Origin of the sequence: uncultured Roseovarius sp. (assembly GCF_947489715.1) — a bacterium.
In the GTDB taxonomy this organism is placed as follows: Bacteria; Pseudomonadota; Alphaproteobacteria; order Rhodobacterales; family Rhodobacteraceae; genus Roseovarius.
Map to the genome: position 1 here is coordinate 125,060 of NZ_CANLER010000006.1, position 20,038 is coordinate 145,097.

Annotated in this window: 18 protein-coding genes; 11 read left to right on the forward strand and 7 right to left on the reverse strand. The window is 56.7% G+C overall.

Features of this window, described 5'->3' with window-relative positions:
* The first annotated feature begins 194 nt into the window (after positions 1-194).
* Both Q1B27_RS15695 and Q1B27_RS15700 read left to right on the forward strand, forming a co-directional pair.
* Positions 195-1,322 (forward strand): efflux RND transporter periplasmic adaptor subunit, encoded by a 1,128-nt coding sequence (locus Q1B27_RS15695; RefSeq protein ID WP_299848773.1) that lies wholly within the window; start codon positions 195-197, stop codon positions 1,320-1,322.
* Position 1,323: 1 nt separating this feature from the next.
* The gene (locus tag Q1B27_RS15700; protein ID WP_299848774.1) at positions 1,324-4,461 is read left to right on the forward strand and encodes an efflux RND transporter permease subunit; all 3,138 of its coding nucleotides are present in this window, start codon (positions 1,324-1,326) and stop codon (positions 4,459-4,461) included.
* A 58-nt stretch (positions 4,462-4,519) separates the two neighbouring features.
* Here the strand turns inward: Q1B27_RS15700 and Q1B27_RS15705 are convergent, their stop codons facing one another.
* Positions 4,520-6,166: an amidohydrolase gene (locus Q1B27_RS15705; protein ID WP_299848775.1), complete on the reverse strand. Its 1,647-nt coding sequence runs from the start codon at positions 6,164-6,166 to the stop codon at positions 4,520-4,522.
* On the reverse strand, positions 6,159-6,455 hold the full coding sequence (locus Q1B27_RS15710; RefSeq protein WP_299848776.1) for a hypothetical protein: 297 nt from the start codon (positions 6,453-6,455) through the stop codon (positions 6,159-6,161). The genes Q1B27_RS15705 and Q1B27_RS15710 overlap by 8 nt, the downstream gene beginning before the upstream one ends.
* Before the next feature lie 196 nt (positions 6,456-6,651).
* Between Q1B27_RS15710 and Q1B27_RS15715 the strand changes: the two genes are divergently transcribed.
* From Q1B27_RS15715 to Q1B27_RS15735, 5 genes are all read left to right on the forward strand, one after another.
* Complete coding sequence (locus tag Q1B27_RS15715; protein ID WP_299848777.1) at positions 6,652-7,023, forward strand: group 1 truncated hemoglobin; 372 nt, start codon at positions 6,652-6,654, stop codon at positions 7,021-7,023.
* Positions 7,013-8,059 (forward strand): adenylate/guanylate cyclase domain-containing protein, encoded by a 1,047-nt coding sequence (locus Q1B27_RS15720; RefSeq protein WP_299848778.1) that lies wholly within the window; start codon positions 7,013-7,015, stop codon positions 8,057-8,059. The genes Q1B27_RS15715 and Q1B27_RS15720 overlap by 11 nt, the downstream gene beginning before the upstream one ends.
* A 7-nt stretch (positions 8,060-8,066) precedes the next feature.
* Positions 8,067-9,524, forward strand: coding sequence for a PAS domain-containing sensor histidine kinase (locus tag Q1B27_RS15725; protein WP_299848779.1), 1,458 nt, complete (start codon positions 8,067-8,069; stop codon positions 9,522-9,524).
* A gap of 159 nt (positions 9,525-9,683) precedes the next feature.
* Positions 9,684-10,574 carry a glycosyltransferase gene (locus Q1B27_RS15730; protein WP_299848780.1) on the forward strand — a complete coding sequence of 297 codons (891 nt, stop codon included), beginning with the start codon at positions 9,684-9,686 and terminating at the stop codon, positions 10,572-10,574.
* A gap of 72 nt (positions 10,575-10,646) precedes the next feature.
* Positions 10,647-11,621, forward strand: coding sequence for a sulfotransferase (locus Q1B27_RS15735; protein WP_299848781.1), 975 nt, complete (start codon positions 10,647-10,649; stop codon positions 11,619-11,621).
* On the opposite strand, the gene Q1B27_RS15740 is transcribed toward Q1B27_RS15735, so the two are convergent.
* On the reverse strand, positions 11,611-12,645 hold the full coding sequence (locus Q1B27_RS15740; protein ID WP_299848782.1) for a DegT/DnrJ/EryC1/StrS family aminotransferase: 1,035 nt from the start codon (positions 12,643-12,645) through the stop codon (positions 11,611-11,613). The two genes, Q1B27_RS15735 and Q1B27_RS15740, sit on opposite strands and share 11 nt — an antisense overlap.
* A 90-nt stretch (positions 12,646-12,735) precedes the next feature.
* A complete protein-coding gene (locus tag Q1B27_RS15745; RefSeq protein ID WP_299848783.1) occupies positions 12,736-13,419 on the reverse strand; it encodes a WbqC family protein in 684 nt (227 codons plus the stop codon).
* A gap of 129 nt (positions 13,420-13,548) precedes the next feature.
* Between Q1B27_RS15745 and Q1B27_RS15750 the strand changes: the two genes are divergently transcribed.
* The 3 genes from Q1B27_RS15750 (at position 13,549) to Q1B27_RS15760 (ending at position 16,445) form a co-directional block, all read left to right on the forward strand.
* Positions 13,549-14,568 (forward strand): sulfotransferase, encoded by a 1,020-nt coding sequence (locus Q1B27_RS15750; protein ID WP_299848784.1) that lies wholly within the window; start codon positions 13,549-13,551, stop codon positions 14,566-14,568.
* Positions 14,569-14,667: 99 nt separating this feature from the next.
* Positions 14,668-15,375 carry a sulfotransferase gene (locus Q1B27_RS15755; RefSeq protein ID WP_299848785.1) on the forward strand — a complete coding sequence of 236 codons (708 nt, stop codon included), beginning with the start codon at positions 14,668-14,670 and terminating at the stop codon, positions 15,373-15,375.
* Positions 15,376-15,455: 80 nt separating this feature from the next.
* Positions 15,456-16,445, forward strand: a complete 990-nt coding sequence (locus Q1B27_RS15760; protein WP_299848786.1) for a glycosyltransferase — start codon at positions 15,456-15,458, stop codon at positions 16,443-16,445.
* Between the two features lie 41 nt (positions 16,446-16,486).
* Here Q1B27_RS15760 and Q1B27_RS15765 read toward each other — a convergent pair whose 3' ends face one another.
* Complete coding sequence (locus tag Q1B27_RS15765; protein WP_299848787.1) at positions 16,487-17,437, reverse strand: glycosyltransferase; 951 nt, start codon at positions 17,435-17,437, stop codon at positions 16,487-16,489.
* Between the two features lie 270 nt (positions 17,438-17,707).
* On the opposite strand from Q1B27_RS15765, the gene lptE reads away from it, so the two are divergent.
* On the forward strand, positions 17,708-18,175 hold the full coding sequence (gene lptE, locus Q1B27_RS15770; protein WP_299848788.1) for an LPS assembly lipoprotein LptE: 468 nt from the start codon (positions 17,708-17,710) through the stop codon (positions 18,173-18,175).
* Between the two features lie 129 nt (positions 18,176-18,304).
* On the opposite strand, the gene Q1B27_RS15775 is transcribed toward lptE, so the two are convergent.
* Both Q1B27_RS15775 and Q1B27_RS15780 read right to left on the reverse strand, forming a co-directional pair.
* Positions 18,305-19,477: an NAD(P)/FAD-dependent oxidoreductase gene (locus Q1B27_RS15775; protein WP_299848789.1), complete on the reverse strand. Its 1,173-nt coding sequence runs from the start codon at positions 19,475-19,477 to the stop codon at positions 18,305-18,307.
* A gap of 72 nt (positions 19,478-19,549) precedes the next feature.
* The gene (locus Q1B27_RS15780; RefSeq protein WP_299848790.1) at positions 19,550-20,005 is read right to left on the reverse strand and encodes an Lrp/AsnC family transcriptional regulator; all 456 of its coding nucleotides are present in this window, start codon (positions 20,003-20,005) and stop codon (positions 19,550-19,552) included.
* Positions 20,006-20,038 lie beyond the last annotated feature (33 nt).

Below are 20,038 nucleotides of genomic sequence, written 5' to 3' on the forward strand. Positions count from 1 at the left end.
CAGAGGGCCCAATTCGCTTTGCAATAATAGTAATTGCCCAAAAAACAACCACACCCTTGAGCATGCTTCGCGGCGTGTCAGAGTGGTGTTGCCATTCGCAGTCTAACGCGCATAGAGTTTGTTAAGCGTCACCGCGTCCGCCTCACTTTGCGCACGGACAGCGGTCGGAACCAAACAACTTACAGGATAGCCGCATGAAAAACCTCCAACTCTTAGGCTTTGTCCTGATTCTATCCGTCTTCAGCGTGCCAGCACAGGCGCAGCAAGGCCCACCTCCGGTCACCGTCGCAAAGCCGGTAGTGAAAGAAATCATCGAAAATGACGAATTCGTCGGACGATTCGAAGCCAAATCAGAAATCGAATTGCGCGCGCGGGTCTCTGGCTATCTGAGTGAGGTGCATTTCGTCGATGGTCGGCTTGTTGAGCGCGGTGATCTGCTTTTCACGATTGAACAGCGCACATTCGAAACCGCCATGCGTCAGGCTTTGGCGCAAATTAATGTGGCGCAATCCACCTTTGACTTCGCCAAGGAACAGTTGGAACGTGCCGAAGCTTTGGTGACCAACGGCAACATCTCGCAAAGTGCCGTCGATCAGCGGCGCGATGCTTTTTTGGCGGCCAGCGGCGCGCTTGAACAGGCTCGCGCCACCGAAGAATTGGCGAAGATCGAACTGGAATTCACTGAAATCCGTGCCCCGATTTCTGGCCGCATCGACCGAAGGCTTGTCAATCCAGGCAATCTGGTAACAGCCAATGAAACCGTGTTGACGTCGATTGTGTCCAGTGACCCAGTCTACTTCTATTTCGACATTGATGAACGTTATTTTCTTTCCTACGCGCGCGATGCCCGGGCCCGTGGTGTGCCCTTGCAGGAGGGTGGCGGCGGACTGGAAGTGACCGTCAAGCTCTCTGATGAAAGCATTCCACCACAGGTTGGCATACTCGACTTCTCCGAAAACAGAATTGATCGGGAAACCGGTACAATGCGAGTGCGGGCTGTGCTTGAGAACCCGGATGACATTCTGACACCAGGCCTTTTTGGTCGGATCAACGTGCCTGGATCACTCCCCTACGAAGGCATTCTGGTGCCCGATCAGGCAATCTTGGCTGACCAGAACCGCCGTCTGGTGATGACGGTGGATGGCGAAGGTAACGTGATCCCGCGCGAGGTCGATATCGGACCCAAGGTTGATGGCTACCGGGTCATCCGCTCAGGGCTGGACGGCTCGGAAACCATCGTTGTCGAAGGCATGGTACGCGCCCGACCCGGCGGCATGGTGACACCAGAGCTGACAGAGCTTCCGCCGGTCGCGGAGAACTAGGATGGGGCGCTTTTTCGTCAACCGCCCGATTTTCGCGGCGATCGTGTCGATTGTCATGACCATCATCGGGTTGGTCGCCTACACCTTACTTCCGATCGAGCAATATCCCCAAATCGCCCCACCTTCGATCGTGGTTAGTGCCGCATATCCCGGCGCTGACGCCGAAACCATTGCCGCAACGGTGGCAACCCCGCTGGAGCAGGAAGTCAACGGCGTCGAAGGCATGCTGTACCTGTCATCCTATGCCACCGCCGATGGCTCCATGAGCCTGACTGTGACGTTCAAGTTGGGCACTGATCTGGATGTGGCGCAGGTCCTGGTGCAAAACCGTGTCGCCGCCGCTGAACCGCGCTTGCCTCAAGAAGTTCGAAACCTTGGGGTGACGACGACCAAATCATCGCCCGACCTGATGATGGTCGTGCATATGTTGTCGCCGGACGAAACTTTCGACCAGCTTTATGTGTCCAACTATGCCCGCGCCAGGGTGCGCGATCGTTTGGTTCGGCTGGATGGTGTTGGCAACCTGTTGCTGTTCGGAGAACGCGAGTTTTCTGCACGGGTCTGGCTCGATCCGGACAGATTGTCTTCGCTTAGCTTGACCGCAGGCGATGTTGTCTCTGCCTTGCGAGAACAGAACGTGCAGGTGTCAGGCGGTTCTCTTGGGGCACCGCCCAACCGCACTGGCAGTGCCTTCCAGATTTCGGTCACAACCGCCGGCCGGCTTCAAACACCGGAAGAATTTGGCCAGGTCATCGTCAATTCAACCGAAGACGGTCGGATTGTCCGCGTGCGAGACGTCGCACGGGTTGAAATCGGCGCAAGATCCTATGGCACCAATTCGTATCTCAACAATAAACCAGCGGTCGCAATGGGTATTTTCCAGCGGCCCGGGTCAAACGCGCTGGCGACCGCAGACGAAATCATCGCGGTGATGGATGAACTGGCCGAGGATTTTCCACCCGGTCTTGAATATCAGGTGGTCTATAACCCAACCTCCTTCATCGCTGCGTCGATCGAGGCCGTGTACACGACCATCCTCGAAGCCGTGGTTCTGGTGGTCATCGTGATCCTGGTCTTCCTTCAAAGCTGGCGCATGGCTGTCATTCCGCTGGTTGCCATTCCAATTTCATTGATCGGTACATTCGCGGTCATGCTGGCACTTGGTTTCACCCTGAACCTGCTGACACTCTTCGGGCTGATCCTGGCGATCGGTATTGTTGTGGATGACGCCATCGTCGTTGTCGAAAATGTCGAGCGAAATATCAAGGATGGCCAATCTCCGCGAGAAGCATCGCTGCGCACGATGGATGAAGTTTCCAGCGCCATTGTCGGCATGACGCTTGTGCTGATCGTGGTCTTTATCCCCTCAGCCTTCGTGCCGGGCATCACCGGGCAATTCTACATGCAGTTCGCGGTTACGATCTCGGTCGCGACGATCATTTCGGCACTGATTTCGCTCAGCCTGTCACCCGCACTCGCGGCGGCGCTGCTCAAACCTGAAAATGGCGAGCCCTCCGGCAATCCAATCACACGGATTTTTGATGCGCTTAGCCACGGGTTCAACAAGGGTTTTGACCTCATGGCTGCTGGATATGCCCGGCTCGTGGCCTTTCTCGTGCGATCTTGGGCGACACTTGGTCTTTCGCTGATCGTCTATTTCGGCCTGCTTGGCACCACGGTCTGGACCATTCAGACGGTGCCCACCGGCTTTATCCCCGACACCGATCAGGGATATGCCATCGTCGTGGTGCAGCTTCCTGATGGCGCATCACTGGAACGGACAGACGAAGTGATGAAACGTGCCACCGAAATCGCGCTGGAAACACCCGGCGTCAAAGATGCTGTGGCCTTTGCTGGTTTCTCCGGTGCAACCTTTACCAACGCCTCGAACCAGGGTGTGATTTTCACCACTTTTGAGAGTTTTGAGGATCGCGGCAAGAGCGGGCTGAACGCGGATGCGATCGTAGGATCGCTCTATGGTCGGATGCAGGTGATACGCGAGGCGTTCATCATCGCCATCGCGCCCCCATCGGTGCGCGGCGTCGGAACTGGCGGCGGGTTCAAGCTGCAACTGCAGGAAAAGGAAAGCGCGGATATGAACCGTGTCCTTGGTGCGGCCTATGCGATCATGGGGGCAGCGCAACAGTCGGACAAAGTTACCGGCGTCTTCACCACATTCTCGGCCAGCAGCCCACAGGTGTTTCTGGATATCGACCGGGTGCGCGCCCAGATCCTGAATGTGCCAATCGGCGCGATATTCGAGACGCTGGCGATCAATCTCGGCTCGGCCTATGTGAACGATTTTAACGCTTTTGGCCGCCTGTTTCAGGTCCGGGCACAAGCGGATGAACGTTTCCGGCTTGAAAACGCAGATATCGCCAATCTCAAAGTTCGCTCCGCAACCGGCGCGCTTATTCCGCTTGGCACGCTTGTCGCGATCCGTGACACCGCTGGCCCGGTACTTGTGCAACGCTACAATCAGCTTGTATCGGTGCCGGTTCAGGGCTCGGCAGCCGCAGGCATTTCCACTGGCGAGGCACTGATCGCGATGGAACAACTGGCGGATGCCGTCCTGCCACCTGGCATAGACTATGAATGGACCGAACTTGCCTTGCAAGAACGTTCCCAAGGCAATACCGCCGCCTATATCTTTGGCCTGTCGGTGCTGCTGGCCTTCCTGTTCCTGGCCGCGCTTTACGAAAGCCTGACCTTGCCCTTCGCGATTATACTGATTGTGCCCCTGTCGATCCTGGCGGCGCTGTCCGGCGTCACCTTCCGGGGCATGGACAACAACATCCTGACCCAAGTGGGGTTGATCGTTCTGGTCGGTCTGGCGGCGAAAAACGCGATCCTGATCGTTGAGTTTGCCAAACAGGCGCGCGAAGACCGTGGCATGGGCATCGTCGAGGCCGCGATCGAGGCCAGCCGGTTGCGCCTGCGCCCCATTCTCATGACCGCCTTTGCCTTCATCCTCGGCGTGGTTCCTCTGATGATCGCAACGGGGCCTGGCGCCGAGATGCGTCAGGCATTGGGCACAGCAGTGTTCTTCGGGATGCTGGGTGTCACAATTCTCGGGCTGTTCTTCACGCCAGTCTTTTATGTCGCGATCATGCGGTTGTTCTCTCGCAAGAAAGGCTGACAAACGGTCCCACTGAACAAGGCCCCTCAGTCACACAGATGCGCCTGATGGCGCATCTTCAAGCCTGATAGGTGATCCGCCCGCCGCAAATCGTTACCGCTGCGCGGGTTTTCGCAAGCTCGGTTGCTGGAACGCTTTCAAGATCGTTGTCCATAACCACGATATCCGCCATCATTCCGGCCGCCAATTTGCCCTTGCGGTTTTCGTTGAACTCAACCCAGGCATTGTCGCAGGTGTAGGATTTCAGCGTTTCCTGAAGTCCCTGACGCTGATCGGGCCAGATATCAGGCAGTTCCACCCCGGCAACAGCGCCCTGAACCGTCAACATCACATCCACGGGCACCACCGGCCAATCTGTCGAAAAGATAACCGGTGCACCGGTCTGCCGGATGGTCTGCCAAGCAAAGGTATGTTCGATCTGCCAGGCATGAATCACATCATCCGCCTCATAGGGTGTAAAATATCCACCGCGCGGCGAATGAAGCGGCTGGATCGACGCAACCGCCCCAAGCGATGCAATCCGATCTATGTCGTCGGGGTGAATGGTTTCGATATGCTCGATACGGTGACGGCTGTCGCGGACACCATTGGCATTGCGCGCTGCCTCAAACCCATCCAGGGTTTGGCGCACCGCGGCATCGCCAATGGCATGTACCGCGATCTGCAACCCCATCGCGTCCGCGCGTATGCTGGCTTCCTTGAAATGGGCATCTGAAAAAAGCGGCGCACTGCAACTATCGGTGCCCGGATAGGGCTGCAACATGTAGGCGGTTTTGCTGTCAATGACTCCATCCATGAACATCTTGACCCGCCCACACCAGACGTTGTCGCCTGAATAAGCCCGGCGCATCTCTGCCGCTTCTGTCAGGCGGTCAACGCTATCAGTGTGCTTGAGGTGCATGGGAACCTCGGTTCGGCACAATAGCCTGCCATCGGCCTCCAGTTCCGACAGCAGTTCAAGCTGATAGAAGTTTCCATCCATATTGTGCAGGCTGGTGATCCCGTGCGAGGCACAATGCTCAAGCCCTTTTGCGATCACCGATTTGTCGATGGCGCGTTCCTGGGCCGAAGGTGTCGGCACCGGGTTCGCTCCCGTCACCATGCCCAGTAATTCGCGTCCCCCCAGCTTGGTGCAAGCCATTACCGGTCCAAATGCAGCCGCTTCTAGCAACTCACCGGTTGCGGTGCCATCCGTGCCCATCACCACTTCCGAGCCTTCGTCGACTTCTTTACCATAAAGAAGGTCCGCCATCTCAAGCGCCTTGGTATTGGCATAGACTGAATGATGATCTGACGTCATTGCGGCAAAGGCTCGGTCCGGGCAGGCCGCGTCCAGATCATGCCGCGTGATCGAACGGTCGCCCAATGCCTGATAGTCGATCGCGCAACCAAACAGCAGCTTGTCATCCGGATGCGCCGCCGCATAGGCACGCACGGCATCTGCGATGCCCTCAACCCCCGAAACCCCGTAAAGATCAAGGTAATCCAGTTCGGCAGATCCCTGAAAAAGATGTACATGACTGTCAATAAAGCCGGGCAAGACTGTTGCGCCCTGTGCGTCGATGACCCTTGCGTTGCCTGCAATTTCGCGAATTTCAGCGGTTGTCCCGACCGCAGTGATCACCCCATCCTTAATTGCCAGCGCCTCGGCATCCGAACCATTGAAAGTAATCAGCTTACCGTTGAGGATCACCAAATCAGCCATAGAATTCCCCTGAATAGAATGCGGTGCACGCCCATGATGCCCCGACGATTTTGATTACTTCTGAAACGCGGTCAAGCACGCAGCAGTCGGTGAACGCGCGCCAAAACACGGCCCCCCTGTTTTTGGCACTGCTTCCAACAGTCAAATGATAAAAACCCAACCCCAAACGCCAAGGCGCCGGATTGAAACAATTGATACCTGATCCGGCGGTTTCGGAAAAAGACATGAAACATCCAAACCATACACGTTTGCCAGATAACACGCTCAAAATCGCATCAGGATATTTCATGATCAGCCAGTCAGGGCCGCCACATCCAATTAATCTTGCGGATCGTCACCGCGTCGCTAACCCATCCGGCCAAACCAACAGCCGGTGGTTTTCGCAGCAAAGTTGACCAGATGCAGCGGCCTTGCAACAATCGCGATGCAGAGGCTGCATAGACCCAAACAACTGTTTCGAGTAGCTTTTGCATACCGAGGGACACATGGAAAAATCACTTTTTGATAAATATGGCGGCTTTTCAGCCGTAAGCAAAATCGTTCTGTCGCTCTATGACAGACTTCTGGATGATGACGATGTCGGGCCGTTTTTCGATGATGTCGACATGCCAAAGCTGATCGACCACCAAACCAAATTCGTTTCGTCATTGATGGGTGGCCCGGCCTCTTTCACAGATGACCATATCGCGCGCGCACATCGCGGCATGACCATCGAAGACCACCACTTTGACCGCCTCAAAGTGATGGTAGCAGAAACCCTATCCGACTTTGATCTGACCCAGGATGATATCACAACCATCCTGGACGGGTTTGAAAAACGGCGCCCTCTGCTGACCGAGAACCCCGATGTCAATTGAAGCCATCAACGAACAACTGCTGCGCGCGATTGGCGTCGGGGTCGCCCTGATCTCACTCGACAAACTCACGGTCGACTATCGCAATGACACATTCAACGAATGGTTTGGCGATAATGAAAGCGCCTCGAAGCTGACCGACTTTTTCCCCTCGCTCGACCTGGACCAACTAAGCACGGCGATGAAGGAGGGTGGGCAACTGACCACAGAGACCTCGTTCAAACTGCGTCGTCGCAAAATGACCGTGGCGATGGAGTTCAACCGAACGACCGATGTCAATGAAAACATCGCTGTGCTGGTCTGTCAGAACATCACCCGCATCAAGGAACTGGAATCGATGATCGATTCCTATTCAATGATGGTCGAACGCAACACGCACGAGATTAAGCGCGAGAAAGAGCAGGTCGAAAAGCTGCTGCTGAACATGATGCCCCGCGCCGCTTACGAGGAATACAAAACATTCGGCGTCGTCTCGCCGCGTGTTTTTGATCCGGTGTCCGTGCTGTCACTGGATTTCGTTGGGTTCGACACGCTTCTGGCGCGCAATGAACCGGGTGTCGTGGTCAGCGAATTGAACGACATCTACAGTGCCTTCGACCGGATTGGCGCGCAGTTCGGCTGCCAACGTATCCGCACCAACGGCGACAGCTATGTTGCGGTATCAGGTGTACCGGACCCGAACGATGATCACGCCCTGGCTGTCGCCAATTCAGCGCTGCGGTTCCTGCGCTATCTTGAACGTCGCAATGCCACGCACCCGATCCAGTGGCACGCCCGGATCGGTCTCGCCGCGGGGTCGGTCATTGGTTCTGTGGTAGGCGCGCAAAACTACATCTATGACGTCTTCGGCTCAACCGTTTCCGAGGCGCTGCATTATCGCTCGGTTGCTCAGCCGATGACTGTTGCCGCGAGCGAGACATTCACTCAGAGATTTGAAGGTAAATTCCAGGCCTCTGCGGTCTCCGAAGACGTCAGTGGTCAATCTGCCCGCCAATATATGCTGGTTCAGGAAGCATCCGACCAAGAGCGCAAGGGCTGACGCAACCATGCAATCAGTGCCAGAGACTCAGAACCCCGTTGATATGTCGCTCGCTGAAATTTGTGAGTATATGAGCGAAGGCATCGCGATATTCGACGCCGAGGCCACGTTACGCCTGGCAAATAGCAGCTTTCATCAGAAGCACCCCAACTTATCGGATGTGCTGAAGCCCGGTATTCCCTGGTCGATCTTCCTGCGCGAAGCCGTCAATCGCGGCACCATGCCTCTGCCCGTCAGTCAGCGGCTTGACGCGCTGGAGGCTGAATTGGCCACCGCTGGCACCCGGTCTGACGCCGTTCAGATGCCCGGCGTCCAAGGACGCACTGCTACCTTGCGGTTGGGCCAGACATCCGATGGTGGTTTTGTCCTGACGCATACTGAAAACCCGCCCCCCGCTGACGACGCAGATGCCGTGCGCGACGCCGAAATCCTATTACGCAAGGTGCTTGAAGCGTGCCCGCGCAGCCTGATCATGTCGCGGGTGACCGATGGGCGGATCATCTATCGCTCACCGGCGGCAACGGACCTTCTGGGTAGTGCCAAAAGCAGTTTCTCACATTTCACCCATCGCGAAGAACGTGCTGATTTCATCACCCTGTTGCTGCCCGATGCCATTGTGGACAACATGCGCGTCACCTTTCGGCGCGCAGACCAGACCGAATTTCCTGCTGAAATCTCGGCCCGGCTGATCGATTACCGCGGCGAAGACGTGATCGTGGCCACGGTCGAGGATCTCACGCAGGAACTGGCCATCAAGGCTGAAATGGATAGGCAGAAAGAACAGCTGTTCCAGTCCGAAAAACTGTCGGCTTTGGGCGAATTGCTGGCGGCCGTCGCGCATGAGCTCAACAACCCGCTTTCGATTATCGTCGGCAACGCTGAAATCCTGCACGAAGAGATTGCCGATGATGGCCTCAAGCGGCGCGTCGGCAAGCTGAGCCAGGCCGCGCACCGATGCGTCCGTATCATCCGGTCATTCCTGTCACTTGCCCGACAGGAACCGTTGGACCTCCGACCAACCGAGTTGTCAAAACTGATCGAAAACGCACTCGAGGCGGCCTCAAACGATACCGAGGCTGCCAAGATCAAGATGCACACGGCCCCATATACCAACGAACCACTGGTCATCGCGGATGAAGTGCAACTGACCCAGGTGATCATCAACCTGCTCAGCAACGCCATTCAGGCAATGCGCGACGCCGGTATCGGTGACCAGATCACCATCGAGCGGAGCTGGAATGATCGCTCCCTCACGATCCGGGTGACTGATAACGGACCAGGCATCAGCGACGACATCAAAACCCGCATCTTTGATCCACTATTCACGACCAAGGACGCGGGCAAAGGCACCGGTGTCGGCCTGGCCTATTGCCACCGGATCATTGCGGCCCACAAGGGCCAGATCAGGCTGGAACATACCGCCCGGCGCGGCGCGACTTTTTCTGTTGAACTGCCGCTGGCCTGATCAAACTGATTGGCACGCAAATGCAACCTTGCGGGTGGAACCAGGACAGAAATGCCTAAATATATTGCCATCGGGGGTGTTCCCAATTCGCCTGGCAGCGTTTAGGCAGTATCGCAGTCGATCGCTGAATTGTTGAAGAAGTCATAAACGAGAGCTGAAATGCTGAAAGTACAGGTGGTTGTTCCCACTTTTAATCATGCTGAATTCATTGCGAAGACGCTTGATAGCATCCTGATGCAGCGGACGACGCATCGTTTCGAGATACTTGTGCACGACGACGCATCGACCGATGGTACGCAAGATATCATCAAGGAATACGCCGCCCGGCATCGCAATAAATTCAAATGTATTTTTCAGAAAGAGAACCAGTTTCAGCAGGGAAAGCGGATCGCAAGCCTGGTCTGGCCGCATTACAAGGCCAAATATATCGCCTATCTGGATGGCGACGACCTCTGGACTAACCCGGACAAGCTACAAACCCAGGTCGATTTCATGGACGCGCATCCCCGCTGCATGATCAGCCAGACCTATTCGGAATTCTTTGACAGCAAGACCGGCGAAACAATCGAGAAATTTCCACCGCCCAACCGTCGCGATGAATGCACTTTCTTCGAAGACCTCGCCCCCGGTAATTATCTGCTGTCATCGGCGGTGATGCACCGGCGCTCGGCCCTGCCCAAGCTGCCACCCGATTTCAATGAGAACGGGTTCGGTGACTATGCCAAATTCGCGCTGATTGCCCGCACGGGATGGATCGGCCTGATTCCGATTGAAGCGACTAGGTACCGCGTGCATGAAAATAACATGTGGTTTCGAAAACCGTTTGAGGAACGGCTTAAAAAGACCCAGATGGTTCAGAAATATGTGGCGAAAAACGCGCCCAGACCGTTTGATGAACTTTGGAACCTGGCCAGCACAAACTCTCACATTCCTCATGCCTTGCGGCTTGCCTGCGGCGCCGAACGCATGCGCCGCATCGAAATTGACGAGGCACTGGACAACGTGCAAATCCCCCTCTCTCAACTTGGTCAGAAATTTGGCATTCTGTAACGCGCCACCCTGCCGGATACCGAACCGGTTTTCGGCACGACACAGCCCTTCGCAACGCGGGAGATCGCTTTGATGACCTCGGACAGGACGTCGACCTTTCAAAGGAACCTCAAGCTTGAGGCACTGCTGAAGACACTGAACGCGTCGATCGCCGAAACGCGGATGACCGAAACGGCCGCCGTCCCCCTGCCGCCGCTTTTCATTCTGGGAACCCCGCGCAGTGGCACCACCTATTGCATGCAGTGGCTTGCGGCAACGGGTGCTTTTTCCTACCCGTCCAACCTGATTTCACGCTTCTGGAAAGCGCCTTATATCGGCGCAATCTGTCAGGAAATGTTCACAAACCCCGAGTTCGACTTCCGCGGTGAATTCGCCGATCTCAGCTTTCATGACCCGGAACAACGCTCGGAACTGGGCAAGACACAGGGCCTGCTGTCCCCGAATGAATTCTGGTATTTCTGGCGCGCGATTTTCCCCGGCGACGACGATATCGGGATTGATCTGTCAAGCGCGACCGACAGCCAGTTCACCGAGTTCACGCAGAAACTGCATGACTTCGCCAGCGTGCGGGAAAAGCCGGTCGCCACAAAGGGCATGATCGTCAATCACCAGTTGGGCCCCTTTGCAAAGGGCGTGCCGGGCGCACTTTTCCTGCATCTCGATCGCGATCCCCATGCCTCGGCCTGGTCACTTCTGCGCGCCCGTGAACGCATGCACGGCGATCAAAACACCTGGTATTCTTTCAAGACGCCGAACCGGCATGACCTGACATCCCTGCCCGCACCACAACAGGTCATGGGACAGATCGAAACCATCCGCAATGACCTGCGCCAGCAACTCAACGACCTGCCACAAGACAGATGGCTGTCGCTGGATTACGCCGAGCTTTGCGGCGACCCGGAAGGAAGTTTTGAGAAGCTTCGCGCCCTCTATGCAGCGCGGGGCACGTCGCTTGACGGGGCAAACGCACTGGCACCGGCCAAGGTGTCACGGCCCGACATTCCGGATGACATCACCCGGGCGTTCAACGGCTATCTCAGCCGCTAACGCCCGTCATCAACACTTTCAGATCCGCGATAATCTGATCACGGGTCGCCTGCGCCATATCGGGATGGGTGGGGATATTAAGGATATGGGCATAGACCTCTTGCGTCATGGATAACTGCGCCAAGGGTTTGTAATATTTCGCAAAATTTATGTTCTGAGTTTGCCTTAACCGTTCCAGCGGGATCGGTGTATCACACAGAAAGGCACAGCTTGTCTTGGGCGTGGGCCCACAGACGGGTAGCAGCGGGCGCAGCCCCATTTCCTGTGCAATCCCGGCGATGCGTGCCTCTTGTTCATAATATTGCGGCGTCCAGTCATCCACCAATTCAAGACGGCTGATATGAAACGCACAGGCAATGTCGGAAATCTTGCCGTTATTCATCCAAAGACCGGCAGGTTCAGGCGGCGCGTCATAATTCAACAGCGTGTAGAATTCTTCGGCCCGGTCGGCGGGCGTGATCGCCAGTCCACCCTCACCCACACCATAGGGTTTCGTCTGATGCAGGCTGAAGCTCTGCCAGGGCCAGTCGGGAATGCCAGCGCGCACGCCAGCGGCATTGTCAAACAACATCGCCTTGCCGCTTTCTCGCGCAAAACTGATATAGGCCGAAAAATCCTGCACCATGCCCAATGTATTGACCACGACGAACCCATCGTAGCTTTCAGGGTCAAGGGCACGCAGCGCCGCGATGTCCAGCATACCGCTTGCGTCGCAATCGACAAAGGTCACATCGGCGAAATAGCCCCGCCCCATGTTCTGAAAGGTAAAGCTTGAGGAAACCCACCGTAGCGGTCTACCAGCATCCTGCTCATGCAGCCGCGCCATCGCCTCAAGGGCCACGCCGCCATTGGCGCAAGGCGTCACCGTAGCCCCCGATGGTACCTGAAGATGGTCGCCAAAAACATCCGCCATCGTGTGATAAAGCGGCCCGCGATTGGCCCAGGTGTTTTCCTGTGCGCATGCTTCCAGCAGGGTCGCGACACGGTCCATCGCGGGGGTCTTGTTTTCGACGAATTTAATCACAAGCTGATCCTCTGAAATTGATGAAACGGCACGCGCCATACATTAAATTCTGGCTATCAGCCCCCATCTGAAGGCGCAAGCGCGTGCTCGTCAGTCCAGCGTGTAGCGCCCCAGCAGGTCGCGGATCTCTTCGGGGTCGTTGAACATCATGACGTCCAGTATCGACAGCGACGGCACGAACGTGTTTTCGAACTGCGGATAGGTGATGTCCCCGGTCTGAATGAATTTCAGCTCGATCCCCCGCGACTTGAAGTCATCTATGTCATAAAGCTCACGCCCACCTGGCGCGTTCACATAAATGTCGGCACCGCGCGCACGCGCGATCGCCTGAATGCGCTGCGCAGCGCGCAGCCCCTCTTGATGCTCAATCTGGCTGGAGCGCGAAAGCCGCGTCTCAATGCCCAGGTAATCACGCGTCTTCTCCAGTGAAAAGCACAGAAAATCAGCCAGGTTGGTGTGACCTGATCCAAATATGTCATCAACCAGCGCCATGACACGCGAAAAATGTGGTGCCCGGGAATAGGCGTGGCTAAACCTTTCCGTCAGACTGCGGTTGGCATTTTCCCAGGCGTCGGTCAGGTAACGCTCGTCTATGTTTGCCCGGTTACTACCCTTCCGAAGCGGAAGCGTGAACATGTCGGCGTCACCGTTCCAAAGCATCCGGTTGCGGTTGATCCATCCGCGCGTGAACTGCACATCGTCATAGATCACAAACTCATCCACAGCCTGCATCATCTGCCAGTATCCGATATAGGGCAGAAAATAGGGCTGCATGATGGCCACGGACTTTGCGTCAACGGCCGGTGTTATGTCGGGGTTTCGTGCCAGCGTATCGCTCTTCAATCAGGTTGTGGGGGATGTGCGTAATCGGCTAATACACCGCGCAGGCTAGGGGGTTTTGACATGCACTACAAGCGACTCGTGGATCCGGTGTTTTTGATGTGTTCCGAACGCTCTGGCAGCAATCTGATCGCGCGCTTTTTCGGTGCCCATCCGGATTTTTTTGCACCCAGCCCGGCGCATCTGTTTCGCATCTTCTCGCAGCTTGATCACACCAAGGACCTCCGCCAGGACCTGCTGCGCATGTTCGCCGCCAAGCTTGGCATCTGGAAGGTTGATGCCTTGCCGCAGGCCGAACAGATGGCGCTGTTTGACGGTTGCGACACAACCGCCCAGATGATCGCAGCCCTGCTCAACAAGGAAGGCGCGCTGCGCAATCGCCCGCGACTGTTTCTCAAGGAAAATTCTGCCCATGCTTTCCTGCCCTTTATGGAGGAGGTATCGGACAATCCGAAATACGTTTTTATGGTCCGCGATCCCCGCGACATGGCAGCATCCTGGGTCACGGCGCCAACCTTGCGGGGCGGCGTTCTACGCTCGGCCCGGCGCTGGAAATCGGATGTGGAAGGTGCACTAAAGGTAAGAGCCGAAGGGCGGAACGTCGTGCAACTGACCTATGAAGCGCTGGTCAGCAAGCCCGAAGAAACGCTGCGCCGCGTCTGCGAAGCCCTTGATCTTGAATTCTCCGAAAGCATGCTTGAGCACGCCAAACACGATGACAGCATCAAGCAGGATGCCACGCGCTCCGCACTTTGGCAAAACGTCTCACGCGACATCATGAAAGATAATTTCAACAAGTTCTCAACCAAGCTTGATGACGATCAGATAGCCTATATCGAGGCCCTGTGCGGCCCGCTCATGGCTCAGTTCGGCTATCAAAAATCCCGCCCGGACACCGCCGCGCCTTTCGGTCAGCATGAAAGTTTCGCCGCGTTGGAGGCCGCGTTGGACATGCGTGAACCCTGGGAAAAACCGGCCTATAAGGATCTGCCGCAGGACGAACAGGACCGGCTGCAAACCTGGTCTTCGTTGAAACAGGAACTTGACGGGCGATACGGTGCGCAGAATCCCACATTGCCCTGACGATCATCTTGGCGGGCGCTGATTTTCGATAGAAAGATGCGGCATTAGGCGATACCAACGCGGCGACGCCCCGAAACCGCGCAAGACAAGATTTACCACATGAAGATTCCCCAGCTCTTCCGATCGGACAAAAAGACCGAAACCCCCGACCCGGTTCAGGTTGAAAAGCTGTTCTGCATCTCTTTCCAGCGCACCGGCACGACCAGCGTCGGGCAGTTTCTGAAAGGGCTGGGCTATCCCGTTGCAGACTGGGCCGTATCACGCCGCAACAGCTGGGGTCGCAAATGGGTCGAAGGCCAGTTCGATGAAATTGTCGAAAGCGATGATTTCCGCGCCCATCAGGGGTTCGAGGACGGCCCCTGGTTCGCGCCGGAATTCTATCGCTTCCTCTATCACCGGTTCCCACGCTCACGGTTCATCCTGTTTGAACGCGATGCGGATGCCTGGTTTGCCTCAATGCTCTCGCATTCGGGCGGGCGATCGCTGGGTGTCACCGCCGTGCACGCCAAGATTTATCGCCGCGAAAAAGAATATCTCGATCTGTGTGAAAAAACCGGCGATCCCGCCCTGGTCGATGAAAACGGCCTTGGGCTTGAGGGCCACAAAGACCACTATATCGACACCTACCGCGTCCGGAACCGCGAAACCCGCCAGTTCTTTCACGAACGCGACCCCGCCCGTCTCTATTTCAGCCGACTGGAAGACCCTGACAAATGGAAAGGTCTGGCATCCTTCCTCGGCCACGACCCCGACAAGGTGCAGGAGGTTCACATGAATAAATCCCCCCAGCCCACGGGGAAAAACTGACCTCTGGCGGGCTTCTCAATCTTCACCGCACGGATTAGATTTCCCTGACATAAGAGATGTTTTTCGCTACTGGAAGGGTCATGGCCGCAGATCTCCCCGATACCTCAACGCCACCTGACACCAGCGCCCCTTCCGACACGGGGCTGCGCTACAGCCTCATCGTGCTGAGCTACAATCAGGAAGCCTTTGTTGCCGATGCCGTGCGTGCCGTACTGGCGCAGGACTGTTTCCCGATCGAGATCGTGATTTCGGATGACTGCTCCTCCGATGGCACATTCGCAGCGATCCAGGCAGCAACCCGTGGCTACAAAGGACCGCACCGCCTGCATATCCGCCGGAACGAGCGGAATTTGGGGCTGGTGGCCCATATCAATCAGATCATCGACATGACGACCGGCGATGTGATCATCCCGGCCTATGGCGATGATATCTCCGCACCCTCGCGGGTCACGGAAATCTCCCGGCGGTTTGAAACCGGTAAACCCTTGCTGGTGCATTCTGATGCCGTTGCGATTGACGAAAACGGCAACGAAACCCGCTCAAACTATCGCAAGGCGGATTTCTACCGCACGACCGACGCCCTTGAGACGGCGACGTCTATGGCGCTCTATCTCGGTGCCGCGGGGGCCTGGCACCGCACGCTCTTCGGCAAATACGGGCCGCTGAATTACCCCAATGTCTATGATGATCACATTCTGGGGTTCCGCGCCGCCCTGGAAAACCGCGTGGCCTTCATTGAAAAGCCATTGCTGAAATACCGCGAAGGTATCGGCCTGTCGCATCAACTGAACCGCGACCGAAACCAGACCGATACCGCTGCCACGCGGCGCAAGAAAATCCTCGACATGATGATCGCCACCTTCAGCCAACGCCTTGAAGATGCGGCGACATTCGGCCTGCCCAAGGATCATGCGATCATTAAAAAACTGCACCGCGCCCGGCAAAAGGCCGAAATGCGGCGCGCCTGCTATGACGGGATGGGCCAGATGCTGACCCGCAATCTGGCGCACCCGTTTGCAGCGCTCGCCGCCGCGGGCGCCGAAGGGCTCAGGATCATCCGGCGACGTTAAAAACCAACCGCCGGTAACGCGCGGTTGCGCCTGCACGGGCGTTACTTGCGTTTAACGATATAGTTCAGTTCGGACAGGGTAATCCGAAGCGCCGGTCGGCCATATTTCATGAAATACCGCCACCAGGGCATCGCATAGAAATCCCCGCGCAAATGAACTTTCCGCACCTGGGATTCCAGCGCTCTGATGATCTCATGATCTTCGGGCAACCCATAGGTCCGGGCATCTTTCAGCCGCTGATTAAACAGCGCCGCACGCGGTCCGAACAGCTTCTGACGGCGTTCCCGCGATTCGGCCATCGTTGCCAACTTGTAGCGCGTGCTGGAACTGTTGACATTCGAGATGCCCACATCCTGCCGGTAACAGACAAGTTTCTCATCAATATAGCTGATGCGCCCCTCAAGCGCGGCCCGAAATCCGGTGATCAGATCCTCGAACGCCTTGCTATAGCTCGGCAAGGGTCCGTATTTTTGCCAAAGCTCGCGCCGATAGGCAGATGTCGCGCCCAAAAACAGCGAATCTGACAGGGCGGCTTCAACCGGGTCCGTGGTCCTGTAGAAAAGCGCCAGCTTGTGCCAGCCTTTGGCCGGGTTGCCCTCTCCATCAATGGTCGAGGCATCCGAATGCACCAGCATCGCATCATCGCGTTCCATCACCTCAAGCAGACGCGACACCCGGTTCGGCATTGACGTGTCATCCGCGGGAAACGGCACACAGATATCCGAGCCCGCAGTTTCGACCAAGTAGTTGATATGATTGTTAACTCCAAGATTCTTGCGATTCTTGTTCAGCTTGATCGTGTGAGGCCCATCATAGGCTTCGGCCATTTCGCACATGATTTCAAAGGTCGAATCCTTCGAACAATCATCCGACATGATGATCTCAAGGCCTTCGGCATCCTGCGCGAAAGCACATTCCACCGCCTCGCGGATGAAATTTTCCTGATTGTAAGCAAGTAGCAGAACACTTGCGCGAAATTTGGATGCGGCCATGACAGTCTTGAGGTACGGTTTTTCGACTCCACCCGCTACAAGGGCTTGAAACGAAGATCAACCGGTATTGAAAAGAAGCGCCGTTTCTTTGATCTTTGAGCATCATCTGCGCTTATTGCGGCACTTACTCGGCAAAAAAGGGCGCGAAACAACAAATCAATGAACGAATTCTGCGGGGATGGATTTCTGGCGTTCACCCGACAGGCGTCTTCCACTATGACTGGTGAGACAAGATACCACAGAGCGATGAACAGGCGAAAGACGATGCCCATGAACCGGACTTTTTTGCGCCTTGCAGCGTTGTTGGTGACACTGGTCGTTGCCGCCTGTGGTTTCACGCCGGTCTACGCCCCGGGCAGCGACACTGCCCAGGTCCTGTCGCAGATCGAAATCGCCGAACCCAGGAACCAGAACAGCTATCTTTTCGTACGCGCGATGGAAGAACGTCTTGGTCGCCCCACGGATGCCGACAAGATTCTGAAACACAAGGTCTCCGTCGTGGGCGAAGGTGTCGAAAGTGATACCGACCGCCGTCGCGTCGTCGGTGCTGTGTCCTACCAATTGACCGATAAAAAGACCAAAAAGCTTCTGGCCTCGGGCAATGTCGATACCTTTGCGGGTTATTCGGTCTCGGACGGCCTGTTCGCCGGCGCTCAGCAGGACGCGATCGAGCGCCTAATCATCATCATGGCCGATCAACTGACGCGCGAGCTGATGATCAAGCTGGCTAAACCCTGAACCAGCGCACCTGCGAAATGGGCCATTCTTGCCCTGCCCGCCCGCGTTCTGCATCATTTTTCCCAACGCTTACCACGCGCGGCCCGAGGAGGACGCGGGACGCGGACGACGAGAGATCAAGCGTGCGCGTCAGCGCACTCCTTTTGACTGAACCGCCAGACGAATAATCCGCGGGCTGCGGCACAGGCAGGCCATCAGGATTCTGCCATATTCAACCTCTCCCGCCAGCAAATCCATATATTGCCGCCTGACAGTATCCGAATGGCGGAACGCTTGTTCAAACGCTCCTTGAAGACCGGGCCGGAAAATCAAATTCCGCAGGACATTCGCTGTCCTGAGGGACCGGTGAATGGGCTTCAGCAATCGCCGGTAGGTGTCAGAAGTCGTGTCCGGGCGATCTGCGCCAAGCGCGGTCATCGCGGCCTGCGCGGCCAGCTGCCCGCTTTTGATCGCATAGGCGATGCCTTCGCCGGTGATCGGATCAACCAGCCCTGCCGCATCACCAACCAAAACGACGGCGTCGCGTCCCGGCCGTTTCCGAAAATCGCCAAAAGGCAGGAACTGGCCCTTGTAGGCCCGCAGGTCACCCTCGATCCCGAGCGACGAAAGATAGCGCGCCATCGCCGCTTTCATATCGCCGTTTTCAGACAGTAACCCGCCCACGCCGATGGTGGTGCTGCACCCTTTTGGAAAACACCAGCCATAGCCCCACCGGGCCGCAGCAATATCCACACCAATGGGGGCAGCGGGCTGCACATGCGTCCCCGTGGCCTCGATCTCCAACCCAAATCCGATCCGGGCGCGATCAAAGCTCCGACCAAAAAGTCGGCGTGCCACGGCGCTGTTGACACCGTCGGCCCCGACCAGCACACCATACCCGATCCGCCGCCCATCTTTCATCACGACTTGCCGGGCCGTGGTGTCGATCGCATCTACACTCTGCCCCGTCATGTCCTTCGCACCCGCCTTCAGCGCTTTCCTGCAAAGATGGTGATCAAGATCCCACCGCATCGACAGGTAAAGCGGCGGCGCATCGTCAATCACCCCAAGCGGACGCCCCTGAAACCGAAACTCGATCGCGTCTTTCCGCTCCAGCGGCTGAACCGACAGTTCTTCGCCAAAAACCTCACGGAAATACCGCAGTGACCGGCCCGTGATCAGCCCGCCACAAAGCTTGTTGCGGGGAAATGTCTTGTGATCGATCAGGGCCGCGCAAAGTCCGGCCCGCGCCGCCGTATAGGCCGCGGCACCCCCCGCGGGTCCCGCCCCGATCACAACGACATCATAACTCTCGGTCTGCATGCTGCCCTTTGGTCCGTTCGCGCCCATAGCGATAGCAGCAATCCCGCCGCAACGGAACGGCAGCGTCAAACATCACTGGGCGGGTAAGGAGTTTCGCCGGATCATCGTGCGCAGCGCAAAGCTTGACCGCATCGAACGGATGCCGCCGATCTGCATCAACCCGTCTTCCAGGAAGCTGTCAAATGCCGACAGATCCGCAGCCACGACCCGGATCAAGACATCCCGCGTCCCGGTCATCAGATAGCACTCCATCACTTCATCAAACCGCAAAAGCGCTGTCTCGAACGATGTGATGGCATCGCGCGATTGCGTGTCAAGCTCGACAAAGATGAACACGTTCAGCGGCAGGCCCAACCGTTCCTGATCGACCCGCGCGGAATAGCCCGTGATGATGCCCTCAGCCTCCAGCCGGGCAATCCGTCGGGCACAGGGGGTCGGCGACAACCCCACACCCTCGGACAGGTCTGCCATCTTCTGGCGACCGTCACGTTGCAGAGCGGCTATTATCTGCCGGTCAATTTGGTCCATTTCCCTAAAATTCCCGTCATTATTAGTGAAAAA